Origin of the sequence: Shinella sumterensis (assembly GCF_004514425.2) — a bacterium.
GTDB classification, from domain to species: Bacteria; Pseudomonadota; Alphaproteobacteria; order Rhizobiales; family Rhizobiaceae; genus Shinella; species Shinella sumterensis.
Genome location: NZ_MYFN02000001.1, coordinates 135,974 through 149,145 on the forward strand (window position 1 = coordinate 135,974; position 13,172 = coordinate 149,145).

The following is a 13,172-nucleotide window of genomic DNA, read 5'->3' on the forward strand; positions in this document are numbered from 1 at the left end:
GCCGGTCATCGGGCGAAGACGCGGAACGAGGAGGCCGGGCCACCCGCGACGGCGGGCGGCCCGGCCTCTGGGTCATTACGCCGCCTCGGGGCGGTGCACGGTCTTGATCTCGAGGAAGTCCTCCAGGCCGAACATGCCGCCCTCGCGGCCGTTGCCGGACTGCTTGTAGCCGCCGAAGGGGCTGCCATAGCGGTGCGGGCCGCCATTGATATGCACCATGCCGGCACGCAGGCGGGCGGAAACACGTTCCGCGCGGTCCGGGTCGCCGGTCTGCACATAGGCCGCAAGCCCGTAAGCCGTGTCGTTGGCGATCGCGATCGCCTCCTCCTCGGTGTCGAAGGGAATGATCGACAGGACCGGACCGAACACCTCCTCACGCGCGATGCGCATGGTGTTGTTCACATCGGCGAAGATCGTCGGCTTGACGAAATAGCCGGTCTCGTAACCATCGGGCTTGCCGGGACCGCCGACGAGAAGCCGCGCCCCCTCTGCAACGCCCGCCTCGATCAGCGCCTGCACCCGGCCGAACTGGATGTGCGAGACGAGCGGGCCGATATGCTCGCCTTCCTCCTCGGGATTGCCGACCCTGGCTTCCTTGCCGGTGCGTTCGGCGATCTCCACCACCTTGTCATAGACAGAGCGCTCCACCAGCATGCGCGTCGGCGCATCGCAGGACTGGCCGGAATTGTTGAAGCATTCGCGCACGCTGCCGGCCACGCGGTCCTCGAGATCGGCATCGGCGAACACGATGTTCGGCGACTTGCCGCCGAGTTCGAGCGTCACGCGCTTGACCGTGTCGGCCGCATCCTTGCTGACGGCGATGCCGGCGCGGGTGGAACCGGTAAACGACATCATGTCGATGTCCTTGTGGCGCGACAGGGCCGCACCGCATTCCGGGCCGTCGCCGTTGACGAGGTTGAATGTCCCCGCCGGGAAGCCGGCCTCATGCACCATCTCCGCATAGAGCATGGCGTTGAGCGGCGTGAATTCGGAAGGCTTCAGCACGCAGGTCGAGCCCGTCGCCAGCGCCGGAACCACCTTCAGCGCGATCTGGTTGATCGGCCAGTTCCACGGCGTGATCAGGCCGCAGACCCCGATGGGCTCGCGGCGCACCACGTCGCCGTTCGGCAGCACTTCGCGGTTCTTCAGCCGCTTCAGCGCATCGATGAAGCCCTGGAGGTGGCCGACCCCGACATCCGCCTGCTGCTCGGTGCTCATGGTGATGGGCGCGCCGAGTTCCTGCGTGATGGTGCGCGCCATCTCGTCATAGCGGCGCTTGTAGATTTCGAGGAGCTTTTCCAACAGCGCCAGCCGCTCTTCCGTGCTGGTCTGGCTGTAGGTCGCGAACGCCTTCTTGGCGGCCGCCACGGCGCGGTCGATATCGGCGGCCGTGCCCATCGAGATGACCGCGATCGGCTTTTCCGTCGCCGGGTTGATCACCGAAAGATCGTTCGGCGTCAACGGATCGACCCACTGGCCGTCGATATAGAACTTGCGCCTGTCGAGCATGCTTTTCTCCCGTCATTCCCGTTTTATCGCGCCGACCCTGCATGAGCCGGTCCGTCTTTCCGGCAGCGAATGTCCTTCGGCGCGGCGAAAAGCGCAAGCCCCCGAAAGTGCCAACGATGGAAAGGCGGCTAGCAACAGGACGTCTCGGCATTGCCGGTGGCGAGCTGCTGCAGGATCGGACAATCGGGCCGCGCGTCACCATGGCAGTTCGCCGAAAGATGCTCCAGCGTGCCCACCATGTCCTCCAGCAGCCGCATCTTGGCGCGCATCTCCGCGATATGGTCGCTGGCGATGCGCTTGACCTCGGAGGAGGCGCGGGCGCGGTCCTGCCACAGCGCAAGCAGGTCGCGGATCTGCGCGATGGAGAAGCCAAGATCGCGCGAGCGGCGGATGAAGGACAGCGTCGAAAGGTCGTTTGGACCATAGACGCGATATCCCGCGCCGGTGCGCCCGGCCGCCTTGATGAGGCCGATCTGCTCGTAGTGCCGGATCATCTTGGCGGTCACGCCCGTGGCCTCCGCCGCTTCGCCGATATTCATGCATTGTCTCCCTTGAAGGACGGCCTGTAGCGCTTCAGCCTCAGCGCATTCGTCACCACGAAGACGCTGGAAAGCGCCATGGCTCCTGCGGCGAGCGCCGGTGAAAGCTGGATGCCGAAGGAGGGATAGAGCAGCCCGGCGGCGACCGGCACGAGCGCCACATTGTAGCCGAAGGCCCAGAACAGGTTCTGCCTGATATTGCGCATCGTCGCGCGCGAAAGGCCGATGCCGGTCGCCACACCCCGCATGTCGCCGGCCATCAGCACCACGTCGGCGCTTTCGATGGCCACATCGGTGCCGGTGCCGATGGCGATGCCGGTATCGGCCGCCGCCAGCGCCGGCGCGTCGTTGATGCCGTCGCCGACGAAGGCGACCTTCTTCGCGCCGCCCGCCGACAGTTCGCGCACGGCGGCAACCTTGCCATCGGGCAGCACCTCCGCCATCACCCGGTCGATGCCGAGCGAGGCGGCGACGGCCTGTGCCGTACCCCTGTTGTCGCCGGTGATCATCGCGACCTCGATGCCGAGCGCCTTGAGCGCGGCAATCGCCTCGCGCGTCGTCGGCTTGACGGGGTCGGTCACGGCAAAGAGCGCGGCAAGCCTGCCGTCGATGGCGGCATAGAGCGGCGAGGCGCCCTCGGCGGCAAGACGCGCGGCCTCAGCCGCGAATGGCCCGACGTCGAGGCCAAGCCCCGCCATGAAGCCAGTGGATCCGACCTCCACCCTGCGACCGGCCACCTCGGCGGCGATGCCCTGGCCCGATGTCGCCACGAAGCCGGATGCCGCGGGCAGCGCCACGCCCTCCGCAACGGCCGCGCCATGGATGGCGGCCGCGATCGGATGTTCGGAATGCATCTCGGCAGCAGCGACGAGGGCAAGCACCTCGTCGCGGCCGAAGCCCTCTGCCGGCACGATGCGCGTCAGCGTCGGGCGGCCGAGCGTCAGCGTGCCTGTCTTGTCGACGGCGACGATATCGGTGCCTTCGAGCGTCTGGAGCGCTGTGCCCTGCCGGAACAGCACGCCGAGTTCCGCCGCGCGGCCGGTGCCCGTGATGATCGAGGTCGGCGTGGCGAGCCCCATGGCGCAGGGGCAGGCGATGATGAGCACGGCCACGGCATTCACCAGCGCATGGGCGAGAACCGGGCTCGGCCCGAAGATCAGCCACAGGCCGAAGGTGAGGAGCGCCACGGCGATGACGGCCGGCACGAACCATTGCGTCACGCGGTCGACCAGCGCCTGGATCGGCAGCTTCGCCGCCTGCGCGTCCTCCACCATGCGGATGATCTGCGAGAGCACCGTATCGGCGCCGACACGCGTGGCGCGGAAGGTCAGCGAGCCCGTCGTGTTGACGGTGCCGCCCGTCACCGTGTCGCCGGGCTTGCGGGCGACCGGCATCGGCTCGCCGGTGATCATGGATTCGTCGAGATAGCTTTCGCCCTCGATCACCTCGCCGTCGACGGGCACCTTCTCGCCCGGCCGCACCAGAACGACATCGCCGGCCACGACGCTTTCCAGCGAAACGTCCTCGGTCCTGCCGTCGCGGATCACGCGTGCGGAGCGGGCGTTCAGGCCGGCGAGATGGCGGATCGCCTCGCCGGTGCGGCCCTTGGCGCGCGCCTCCAGGAAGCGGCCGGCCAGGATGAGCGTCACGATGACGGCTGCCGCCTCGAAATAGACATTGGCTGTACCGCCCGGCAGAAGAGCCGGTGCGAAGGTCGCGACGGTGGAGAATATCCAGGCCGCGAGCGTACCGATCACCACCAGCGCGTTCATGTCGGGCGCAAGCCGGACAAGGCTCGGTATGCCCTTCAGGAAGAAGCGCCGGCCGGGCCCGGCGAGCACCAGCGTCGCCAGCACGAACTGGATGACCCGGCTCGCCTGCATGCCGATGGTGTCGTGGATATAATGGCCGAAGGCGGGCACGGCGTGCGCCCCCATCTCCATCACGAAAAGCGGTGCCGTCAGCACGGCCGCGATGATGAGATCACGCTTGAGCGCGCTTGCCTCCGCCGCGCGGCGGTCGTCCTCTGCGGGTGTGTCGGCGGCAACGCGCACCGCCTTGTAGCCCGTGCGCTCGATGGCGGCGGCAAGGTCGTCGAAAGTCGCGGCACCCCTGGCAAGGCGCACGCGCGCCCGCTCCTGCGCAAGGTTCGCCGTGGCGTCCACCACGCCGGGCACCGCCTTTAGCGCCTTTTCGACGCGGCCGATGCACGAGGCGCAGGTCATGCCCTCGACGGGAAATTCCAGCACGTCCTCATCGACGCCGTAACCCGCGCCGCGCACGGCTGCGGCAACGGCGGCAATGTCAGGCGCGCCGTCGAAGGTCACGTCGGCCTTCTCCGTCGCCAGATTGACGGCGGCGCCGGAAACACCCGGCACGGTCTCGATGGCCTTCTCCACCCGGCGCACGCAGGACGCGCAGGTCATGTCGGAAATGGAGAGCTTGATGGTCTGCCGGTCGCCCGGTCCCGTCGTGGTGAGCATGGTGCACCTTTCATCCTTTTGGATAGATCGTGCACCTTCCCATCATGTCAAGGTCAAGCCCCGTTTCGCCGATTATGCATCGGCGGGTGAATATCCCTCGGCCTCGATGACCGATGCGACCGCCGCCCGGTCGCCGGCGTTTTCGACGGTGACACGTTTGGACGCAAGATCGATCTCGACCTTCGCGTCAGGATAGGCGGCCACCACCGCACCGGTGATCGCCTTGACGCAGTGGCCGCAGGTCATGTCGGGAACGGTGAAGGTGAGGCTGTTTTCGGCAGGCATGGCAAACTCCTTGATGGTTGGACCGAGGCTAGCGCCTTCCCGCGTGGGAAGGTCAAGCCCCATCCATCGAGAAGCCGGCAAGGCGCGCGCCGAGCTTGCCGATCGTCTCGACATCCGCATTGGCGAAGGCGAAACGCAGATAGCCTTCCTGCCCCGGCCCGAAATAGCTGCCCGGCAGGCAAAGAATGCCGGCCTCCTTGGCCAGGCGCTCCGCCACCGCCGCCGATGGCGTGCCGGCGAAGGGATGCCCGATGAAGGCGAAATAGGCCCCGACCGCACCCACGCGCCAGTCCGGCGCCGCTGCCATGGTCGCGCGAAGCGCTTCCACCCGGCGCGCGATCTCGCGCCGGTTTTCCTCGCGCCATTCGGCCAGAAGCGGAATGGCCGTCGCCACGGCGGCCTGCGCCGAGCGGGGCGGGCAGATCTGCAGGTTGTCCATGATCTTGGCCACCTGCGTCACCACCGCGTTGCCAGCCGTGATCGCGCCAAGGCGATGACCGGGAATGCAGAAGGACTTGGAGAAGCTGTAGAGGCCGATCAGCGTATCCTCCCAGCCCGCGCGCCCGAACAGGTCGTGCGGCCGGCCGGCGCCGGCGGGCAGGAAGTCGCGATAGGTCTCGTCGAGGATCAGCCAGATACCGCGCGCGACGCAAAGATCGTAGATCGCGCCCAGCATATCCGGCGGATAGACCGCGCCGGTCGGGTTGTTCGGCGAGACGAGGGCGATGGCGCGCACGTCGGGTGTAACGCCGGCGGCCAGCGCCGCGAGGTCGGGCAGGAAGCCGTTTTTCGGGTCGCAGGCGGCAAACCGGGTCTTGATGCCCAGCATGGCCAGCGTCGTTTCCTGGTTGAAATAGTAGGGATCGGTCATCAGCACCGCGTCGCCCGCACCCGCCACCGCCATGGCGGCGCAGATGAAGGCCTGGTTGCAGCCGGCGGTGATATGGACGTTGCCGGCGGCAAGCGCCGCGCCGTAGCTTTCCGAGAGATGGTCTGCATAGGCCTTGCGCAGCACCGCCTCGCCCTCGATCGGGCCGTAGCCGGTATAGGCGCGCGAGGCGGCGTATTCGCCCAGCAGCCGCAGCATGTCCGGATGCGGCGGATAACCCGGCACGGCCTGCGAGAAGTCGATCATCGCGCCGCCGCGCCCGTCATAGGCGTCTGCCCAGGCGAAGACGGAGGGGATCGGCGGGGCGGCGAGGGTTTCGACGAGAGGATTGAAGCGAGGCATGGTCGGTCCGTTGGTATCAGGCGCGGGTCTTGCGCGGAGGGCTTGTTGGTATCAGGCGCTTGGCCGGTGTCGTGGTGGCGCGGTAGGCATCGGCGCTACGGCCGCCGCGCCCGCGCAGATGCAGGCGGGCGGAGGCCTGCGGCTCGGGCAGGGTTTCTTCCAGCGCGGCAAAGAGCCAGTCGATGAACACCTTGACGATGGGTGACTGGCGCAGCGCCTGCCGGCAGGCGACATAGAAGGCATCGTTGGCCGGCACCGAAAGGTCGAAGGGCACGACAAGCTCGCCGCGGGCGATCAGGTTGCTCGCCGTGATGTTGTCGCCGAGCGCGATGCCCTGTCCGTATAGCGCCGCTTCCGTCGAAAGACGTGCATCGCTCATGAAATGCTGGCGGTCACGCGGCATGTCGATGGCGTCGGCGGCGGCCAGCCATGTGTTCCATTCGCGCCCGTCATCGCCGTGAAACAGCGCGTGATCGGCCAGATCGCGAACGGAGCGCAGCGGGCGGCTGTTGAGGAGCGTCGGGCTGGCGACCGGGAAAAGCCGCAGGTTCGACCACAGCCGCGTCCAGCAGTCCGGCCAGTTGCCATCGCCATAGAGCAGGCTCACATCCGTATCGAGCGAACGCAGGTGCTCGGGGTCGTTGGAGGCGATCAGCGTCACCTTCACGCCGGGAAACTGGTCCGTGAACGTGTTCAGCCGCGGCAGAAGCCAGAGCGACAGCAGTGCGGGCACGCAGCTGATGGTGATGTCGCCGCGCGTTTCGGGCTGTTTCATCAGCGCGGTAGCCGCGGCGATCTCGCTGAAGGCGTTGGTGACGGCCGGCAGAAGCAGCGCGCCCTGCGGCGTCAGCTTCAGGCGCTTGCCGTTGCGTTCGAAGAGCGTGGTCCCGAGCGATTCCTCCAGCGCGCGGATCTGGTGGCTCACCGCGCCATGCGTCACGTTCAGTTCCCGCGCGGCCGCCGAGACGGCGCCACGGCGGGCGGTCGCCTCGAAGGCGCGCAGCGGGTTGAGTGGTGGAAGGCGCGAAGCCATGGCAAACCTGTATGTGAGTTTTTCTCACGAATACCGCTACAACAATGTCAATTGATTTTCCATATGGATTGCCGCGATAATGCTGTCAACGAGGGCAAAGCCCCGGGGAACGTTATCAGGCTATCGCATACCGGCCCCGGACCGCCCGCATCTCAACAGGTGAGGCAGGATCATGAGCGACACGAAGCTCGAAGAGCTCAGGGCAAAATACGGCGAGAGCCATGGCGGCGACATCTTCGACCCGGCTTTCCGCAAGGTAGCGGACAAGATTTTCAACAAGAGCGGCACGCGTCTGGCGCCCTATGCCGGCGTCCCCACCTTCCTCTCCGCCCCCTATATGCCCGTCGATGCCGAAGCGCCCGATTTCGGCAATCTCCAGGTGGCCATAACGGGCGTGCCGATGGATCTCGGCGTCACCAACCGTCCGGGCTCGCGCTTCGGGCCCCGCGCCATGCGCGCCATTGAGCGCATCGGCCCCTACAACCACGTGCTGGATTGCGCACCGGTGCAGGAGCTGCGCGTGGCCGATATCGGCGATGTGCCGTTCCAGAGCCGCTACCGGCTCGAGCTCAGCCACGACGATATCGAGAAGCGCTTCAACCAGATCGTCGATGCCGGCGTCATTCCGCTCGCCGTCGGCGGCGACCACTCGATCACGCATCCGATCATGAAGGCCGTCGGCAAGAGAGAGCCGGTCGGCATGATCCATATCGACGCCCATTGCGACACCGGCGGCCTCTTCGACCAGACGAAGTTCCACCACGGCGGCCCGTTCCGCAACGCCGTGCTCGACGGCGTGCTCGATCCGAAGCGCACCATCCAGATCGGCATCCGCGGCTCCTCGGAATATCTGTGGGAGTTCTCCTACGATTCCGGCATGACCGTCATCCACGCGGAAGAGGTCACCGGCCTCGGCATCCCCGCCATCATCGAGAAGGCGAAGGCGATCGTCGGCGATGGCCCGACCTACCTTTCCTTCGACATCGACAGCCTGGATCCGAGCTTCGCGCCCGGCACCGGCACGCCCGAGATCGGCGGGCTGACGACGCGCGAGGTCCTGGAACTCATCCGCGGCCTCAAGGGCATCAATCTCGTCGGCGGCGACGTCGTGGAGGTCGCGCCGCAGTACGACGCCACGACCAACAGCGCCCATGCCGGCGCGCAGGTGCTGTTCGAAATTCTGAGCCTGATGGTATTCAGCCCTTCCGTGGCGGCGAAAGCCTGACATACAATAGCAACAACGGGAACATGCCGGCGGGTCCAGACCGGTCGGCCTAACAGGAGAAAAACGACCATGCGTGATATCCTCAAGACCACTGTCAGCCGCCGCGCGGTATTGGGCGCCGGCGTCGCCGGTGCCTCGCTGCTGGCCATGCCGGCCGTCCTGCGCGCGCAGGACAAGTCGCTGAAGGTCGGCGTCTACGGCGGCTACTTCAAGGATTCCTTCGACAAGAACATCTTTGCGGATTTCACCAAGGAAACCGGCATCGCGGTCGAATCCGTCGCCGAGCCGACCGGCGAGGCATGGCTGGTCCAGCTCGAGCAGGCCGCCAAGGCCGGCCAGGCCCCGGCCGACGTCTCGATGATGTCGCAGGTCGCCATGCTCAAGGGCCAGTCCACCGAGCTGTGGGCGCCGCTCGATGCGGCGAAGATCCCGAACGCCTCCAACCTCATCGACCATTTCGTCAACAAGTACCCGGATGGCCGCATCGCCGGCATCGGCGCCGTCGCCTGGTACATCACGCTCGTCACCAACACGGATGTCTACAAGGAAGCGCCGACCTCGTGGAACGCGCTGTGGGATCCGGCAAATGCCGACAAGCTCGGCCTGCTGGCGCTCGTCTCCAACTCGTTCCTGCTGGAAGTGACCGCCAAGACCCATTTCGGCGGCACCAACGCGCTCGACACCGAGGACGGCCTTCTCAAGGCCTTCGAGAAGCTCGCCGAAGTCAAGCCGAACGTGCGCCTGTGGTATCGCGACGAAGCCCAGTTCGAACAGTCCCTGAAGTCGGGCGAAATCCCGATGGGCCAGTACTATCATGACGTGACGGGCCTTGCCGCGGCCGATGGCCAGCCGGTGCGCTCGACCTTCCCCAAGGAAGGCGGCATCATGGATTCGGGCTGCTGGGCGCTGTCGCGCGCCTCCGCCAAGGTCGAGGAAGCCCATACCTTCGTCAACTATATGAGCCAGCCGAAGATCCAGGCGCTCTTGTCGCGCAAGGTCGGCACCGCGCCGACCGTCAAGCGCGATCTGCTCGACCTGACGGCGGAAGAGTTTGCCGCCGTGTCGTCGGACATCGAGCCGATCATTCCGCGCTACGACCTCTACCAGACCAAATCCGACTGGCTGAACCAGAAGTGGACGGAAATGATCGCCGGCTGATAGCCCGATCCATCGAAACCTTGCCCGGCCGCCAGCGTGAAGCCTATGCTGGCGGCCGCGTGCCTTGAACCGAACGCGCCGAGCGGAGAACCAATGTCCGGACTGACCCTCCAGAACGTCACCAAAGAATTCGGCACGTTTACCGCCGTCAGGAACGTCGAACTCACGGTGCCGCACGGCACCTTCGTCTGCCTGCTCGGCCCGTCCGGCTGCGGCAAGACCACGCTGATGCGCATGGTCGCGGGGCTGGATCTTCCCACCAGCGGCTCCATCCGCCTGGATGACCGCGACATCACCAATGTGCCCACCCACAAGCGCGACCTCGGCATGGTCTTCCAGTCGCTGGCGCTCTTTCCCCATCTGACCGTCGGCGAGAACATCGCCTATTCGCTGCGCATCCGCGGCGTCGGCAAGGCAGAGCAGAAGAAGCGCGTCGACGAGCTTCTCGCCATGATCCACCTGACCGGCTACGCCGACCGCCCGGTGGCCAAGCTGTCCGGCGGCCAGCGCCAGCGCGTGGCGATCGCCCGTGCGCTCGCCATCTCGCCCAAACTCTTCCTGCTCGACGAGCCGCTCTCCGCTCTCGACGCCAAGCTGCGCGAGGCCATGCAGGTCGAGCTGCGCCAGCTCCAGCAGCGCCTCGGCATCACCACCATCGTCGTCACCCATGATCAGCGCGAGGCCATGACCATGGCCGACACCGTGGTCGTGATGAACGGCGGCGAGATCCGCCAGGCCGCGCCCCCGGTCGAGATCTACCGCCGCCCGGCCGATACCTTCGTCGCCGATTTCATCGGCATGACGAACCTCATCGATTTCAAGGCCGATGGCGCCGGCACGCAGGTTCTCGGCGCCTCCGTTCCCGGCCTCGTCATACCGAACGGCCTGCCATCCGGCATCATCTCGGTGCGCCCGGAGGATGTGCACCTCACCGCACCGGGCAATGCGCCGATCACGGGCACCGTCACCTTCGTGCGCGATCTCGGCGGCACGATCGAGACCTTCGTGGAGGCCGCCGGCAAGCAGATCGTCGCCGTGTCCATGCCCAATGCCCGCCCCGACGTCGCCGTCGGGCAGAGCGTCGGCATTGCGCTCAACCCCGATGACTGCGTGGTGCTCAAGGCATGAGACGCGAGACGCCGCAGAAACTCACCGATTACAGCCCGCTGGTCTTCCCGGCCGGCATGCTCATCGTCTTCTTCGTCGTGCCCTTCGCGACGATGATCGCGGTCTCCTTCTTCAAGCGCAATCCGTCCGGCTTCTACACGCCGGATTTCGTCTTCGACAATTACGCGCGCTTCCTCAGCCTGTTCTTCGGCAAGGTGCTCGGCTTCTCGCTGATGCTCGCCATTGCGGTGGCCATCTGCTGCATCGTGCTCGCCGTGCCCTTCACCTACCTGCTGTCGCGCGCCAGGCGCCGCACGCAGGTGCTCTGGCTCGTCGCCCTTCTGTCGATCCTGTCGCTCTCGGAAGTCATCATCGGCTTTGCCTGGTCGACCCTGTTTTCGCGCACCGCCGGCATCACCAATCTCCTCGTCATGCTCGGCATCATGGATCAGCCGGTGGCGCTCAATCCGAGCTTCGGCGCGGTGCTCACGGCCATGACCTACCAGGCGCTGCCCTATACGGTGCTCGTGCTCTATCCCGCGCTCGTGCGGCTCGACCCGACGCTGACGGAAGCGGCGCGCACGCTCGGGGCGTCACCGATCCGCGCCTTCTTCACCGTCGTCGTTCCGGCGCTGCGCAACACCATCGTCGCCACGCTGATCATGGTCTTCATCTTCGCGCTCGGCTGCTATCTGCTGCCGCAGATCCTCGGCCGGCCGCAGCACTGGACGCTCTCGGTGCTGATCACCGACCAGGCGATCTACCAGTCGAACATGCCGTTCGCCGCCGCCATGGCCGTGTTCCTCGTGCTCGTCACGCTCGGTCTCGTCGGGCTCACCGTCTATGCCGGGCGCAAGGGAGAAACCGCATGACCGTGTTTCTCCAGCGCCTCTATTTCGGCCTGATCGGCCTCTTCCTCGCCCTGCCGATCATCGTGGTCGCCGGTGTCTCCGTCAACGAGAAGCAGGATCTCGCCTTCCCGCCCAAGGGCTTCTCGCTTGGCTGGTACGCAGAGATCTTCACCAATGTCGAATGGCGCAACGCGCTTTTCGCGTCGATCACGCTCGCCGCGCTGTCGGCGGCCGTGGCGCTTCTCATCGCGCTGCCGCTCGCCTGGTTCCTGTGGCGGCGCCATGCGCCCTGGGCCAATATCTTCCAGCTGCTCGGCATCGCACCCTTCACCCTGCCGCCGGTCATCACGGCGCTCGGCCTGCTCACCTTCTGGGCGGCGACGGGCTTCTATGGCCAGCCGGCGACGGCCGTCATCAGCCACGCCATCTTCTTCGTGACGCTGCCGCTGGTGACGCTGTCGCTCGGCTTTTCCTCCATCGACCGCTCGCTGGTGGAGGCCGCCGCGACCATGGGCGCGGACGACCGCACGGTCTTCCGCACCGTCGTCCTGCCGTTGATCCTGCCCTATCTCGTCTCCGGCTATGCCTTCGCCTTCGTGCTGTCGCTCAACGAATATATCGTCGCCTACATGACCGTCGGCTTCACCATGGAAACGCTGCCGATCAAGATCTTCAACGCCCTGCGCTACGGTTACACGCCCACCATGGCCTCGGTCACGATCCTGTTCGTGGCCATCGCGGCCACCATATTCGGCCTCGTCGCGCGTTTCGGCGACCTGCCCAAGCTGCTCGGCGCCATGTCGTCGCGCGACCAGGAGTAAGAACATGCGCATCGCCGCCCTCCAGATGAAAGCCGTCGCCGGCAATGTCGAAGCGAACATGGCCCGCATCGCGGCCGCCGCCGCCGATGCCGCGACGGGCGGCGCGAGCCTGCTCGTCGTGCCCGAACTTGCCGTCACCGGCTATGGCGCGGGCGAGGCGGCCTTCGCGGACCTCGCCTCTCCGGCATCCGGCGACACCGTCGCCCGTCTCAGCGCCATCGCGCGTGAGAACGGCATCGCCATTATCGCCGGTTTTGCCGAGCGCGAGGGCACGGCGGTCTATAACAGCGCCGTCTTCACCGATGGCATCGGCACCAATGCCGTCTACCGCAAGTCCCATCTCTACGGCGAATACGAGCGCGCCGCCTTCAAGCCTGCGACACCGGCCTCCGTCCTTGTCGAGCTTGGCGGGCTGAGGCTCGGCATGCTGATCTGCTACGATGTGGAATTCCCCGAGAATGTCCGCCGCCTCGCCCGTGCCGGCGCCGATCTCGTCGTCGTCCCGACCGCCCTGCCGGAGGGCGCCTCCGGCACCTTCATCGCCAATCACATGATCCAGGTGCGGGCCTTCGAGAACCAGGTCTTCGTTGCCTATGTCGATCATTGCGACAGTGATGGCCTTTTCGCCTATGCCGGCCTCTCGCGCATCGCCGCCCCGGATGGCGCGCTGCTCGCCGAAGCCCCGGCGCAAGGCGAGGCCCTGCTTTTCGCCGACATCCGGCCGGCCGACTACGAGGCCTCACGCGCCGAAAACACCTACCTGGCCGATCTCGACCGCCCCGCCTGAGCGCCTGGCGGCGGGTTCCAGAGGGCTGCTGCCGGGGACAATCCCCCAAGGCGCCCTTTGATTTTCAAGCAAAATCCCGCGCCGATTTCCCCGCACAGTCAGGTCGCGCCTACAATCGTTTCATCCCGCCCTCGGATACACCG

The 13,172-nt window shown here is 66.4% G+C and carries 12 protein-coding genes; 6 read left to right on the forward strand and 6 right to left on the reverse strand.

Going from position 1 to position 13,172, the window contains the following annotated elements; translation table 11 throughout:
• Positions 1-75 precede the first annotated feature (75 nt).
• The 6 genes from B5M41_RS00610 to gcvA form a co-directional block, all read right to left on the reverse strand.
• The gene (locus tag B5M41_RS00610; protein WP_134650985.1) at positions 76-1,509 is read right to left on the reverse strand and encodes an aldehyde dehydrogenase family protein; all 1,434 of its coding nucleotides are present in this window, start codon (positions 1,507-1,509) and stop codon (positions 76-78) included.
• Between the two features lie 128 nt (positions 1,510-1,637).
• On the reverse strand, positions 1,638-2,048 hold the full coding sequence (cueR, locus tag B5M41_RS00615) for a Cu(I)-responsive transcriptional regulator (RefSeq protein ID WP_134650984.1): 411 nt from the start codon (positions 2,046-2,048) through the stop codon (positions 1,638-1,640).
• Complete coding sequence (locus B5M41_RS00620; protein WP_134650983.1) at positions 2,045-4,531, reverse strand: heavy metal translocating P-type ATPase; 2,487 nt, start codon at positions 4,529-4,531, stop codon at positions 2,045-2,047. The genes cueR and B5M41_RS00620 overlap by 4 nt, the downstream gene beginning before the upstream one ends.
• A 72-nt stretch (positions 4,532-4,603) precedes the next feature.
• A complete protein-coding gene (locus B5M41_RS00625) occupies positions 4,604-4,816 on the reverse strand; it encodes a heavy-metal-associated domain-containing protein (protein ID WP_134650982.1) in 213 nt (70 codons plus the stop codon).
• A 52-nt stretch (positions 4,817-4,868) separates the two neighbouring features.
• On the reverse strand, positions 4,869-6,047 hold the full coding sequence (locus tag B5M41_RS00630; RefSeq protein ID WP_134650981.1) for an aminotransferase: 1,179 nt from the start codon (positions 6,045-6,047) through the stop codon (positions 4,869-4,871).
• 16 nt (positions 6,048-6,063) lie between these two features.
• Positions 6,064-7,080 carry a transcriptional regulator GcvA gene (gcvA, locus tag B5M41_RS00635; protein ID WP_134650980.1) on the reverse strand — a complete coding sequence of 339 codons (1,017 nt, stop codon included), beginning with the start codon at positions 7,078-7,080 and terminating at the stop codon, positions 6,064-6,066.
• Positions 7,081-7,252: 172 nt separating this feature from the next.
• Between gcvA and speB the strand changes: the two genes are divergently transcribed.
• The 6 genes from speB (at position 7,253) to B5M41_RS00665 (ending at position 13,029) form a co-directional block, all read left to right on the forward strand.
• Positions 7,253-8,305 carry an agmatinase gene (gene speB / locus B5M41_RS00640; RefSeq protein ID WP_134650979.1) on the forward strand — a complete coding sequence of 351 codons (1,053 nt, stop codon included), beginning with the start codon at positions 7,253-7,255 and terminating at the stop codon, positions 8,303-8,305.
• A 69-nt stretch (positions 8,306-8,374) separates the two neighbouring features.
• Complete coding sequence (locus B5M41_RS00645; protein WP_167719339.1) at positions 8,375-9,463, forward strand: ABC transporter substrate-binding protein; 1,089 nt, start codon at positions 8,375-8,377, stop codon at positions 9,461-9,463.
• Positions 9,464-9,556: 93 nt separating this feature from the next.
• The gene (locus B5M41_RS00650; protein ID WP_134650978.1) at positions 9,557-10,591 is read left to right on the forward strand and encodes an ABC transporter ATP-binding protein; all 1,035 of its coding nucleotides are present in this window, start codon (positions 9,557-9,559) and stop codon (positions 10,589-10,591) included.
• Positions 10,588-11,442, forward strand: a complete 855-nt coding sequence (locus B5M41_RS00655; RefSeq protein ID WP_134650977.1) for an ABC transporter permease — start codon at positions 10,588-10,590, stop codon at positions 11,440-11,442. Before B5M41_RS00650 ends, B5M41_RS00655 begins: the two co-directional genes overlap by 4 nt.
• Positions 11,439-12,242, forward strand: a complete 804-nt coding sequence (locus tag B5M41_RS00660) for an ABC transporter permease (protein ID WP_134650976.1) — start codon at positions 11,439-11,441, stop codon at positions 12,240-12,242. Before B5M41_RS00655 ends, B5M41_RS00660 begins: the two co-directional genes overlap by 4 nt.
• 4 nt (positions 12,243-12,246) lie before the next feature.
• Complete coding sequence (locus tag B5M41_RS00665) at positions 12,247-13,029, forward strand: carbon-nitrogen hydrolase family protein (protein ID WP_134650975.1); 783 nt, start codon at positions 12,247-12,249, stop codon at positions 13,027-13,029.
• Positions 13,030-13,172: the final 143 nt, after the last annotated feature.

Coding starts and splice junctions, on each gene's coding strand:
- gcvA (WP_134650980.1), bottom strand. CDS start 7,080: ATGGCTTCGCGCCTTCCACCACTCAACCCGCTGCGCGCCTTCGAGGCG.
- B5M41_RS00665 (WP_134650975.1), top strand. CDS start 12,247: ATGCGCATCGCCGCCCTCCAGATGAAAGCCGTCGCCGGCAATGTCGAA.
- B5M41_RS00630 (WP_134650981.1), bottom strand. CDS start 6,047: ATGCCTCGCTTCAATCCTCTCGTCGAAACCCTCGCCGCCCCGCCGATC.
- B5M41_RS00660 (WP_134650976.1), top strand. CDS start 11,439: ATGACCGTGTTTCTCCAGCGCCTCTATTTCGGCCTGATCGGCCTCTTC.
- B5M41_RS00650 (WP_134650978.1), top strand. CDS start 9,557: ATGTCCGGACTGACCCTCCAGAACGTCACCAAAGAATTCGGCACGTTT.
- B5M41_RS00610 (WP_134650985.1), bottom strand. CDS start 1,509: ATGCTCGACAGGCGCAAGTTCTATATCGACGGCCAGTGGGTCGATCCG.
- B5M41_RS00645 (WP_167719339.1), top strand. CDS start 8,375: ATGCGTGATATCCTCAAGACCACTGTCAGCCGCCGCGCGGTATTGGGC.
- B5M41_RS00625 (WP_134650982.1), bottom strand. CDS start 4,816: ATGCCTGCCGAAAACAGCCTCACCTTCACCGTTCCCGACATGACCTGC.
- B5M41_RS00620 (WP_134650983.1), bottom strand. CDS start 4,531: ATGCTCACCACGACGGGACCGGGCGACCGGCAGACCATCAAGCTCTCC.
- cueR (WP_134650984.1), bottom strand. CDS start 2,048: ATGAATATCGGCGAAGCGGCGGAGGCCACGGGCGTGACCGCCAAGATG.
- speB (WP_134650979.1), top strand. CDS start 7,253: ATGAGCGACACGAAGCTCGAAGAGCTCAGGGCAAAATACGGCGAGAGC.
- B5M41_RS00655 (WP_134650977.1), top strand. CDS start 10,588: ATGAGACGCGAGACGCCGCAGAAACTCACCGATTACAGCCCGCTGGTC.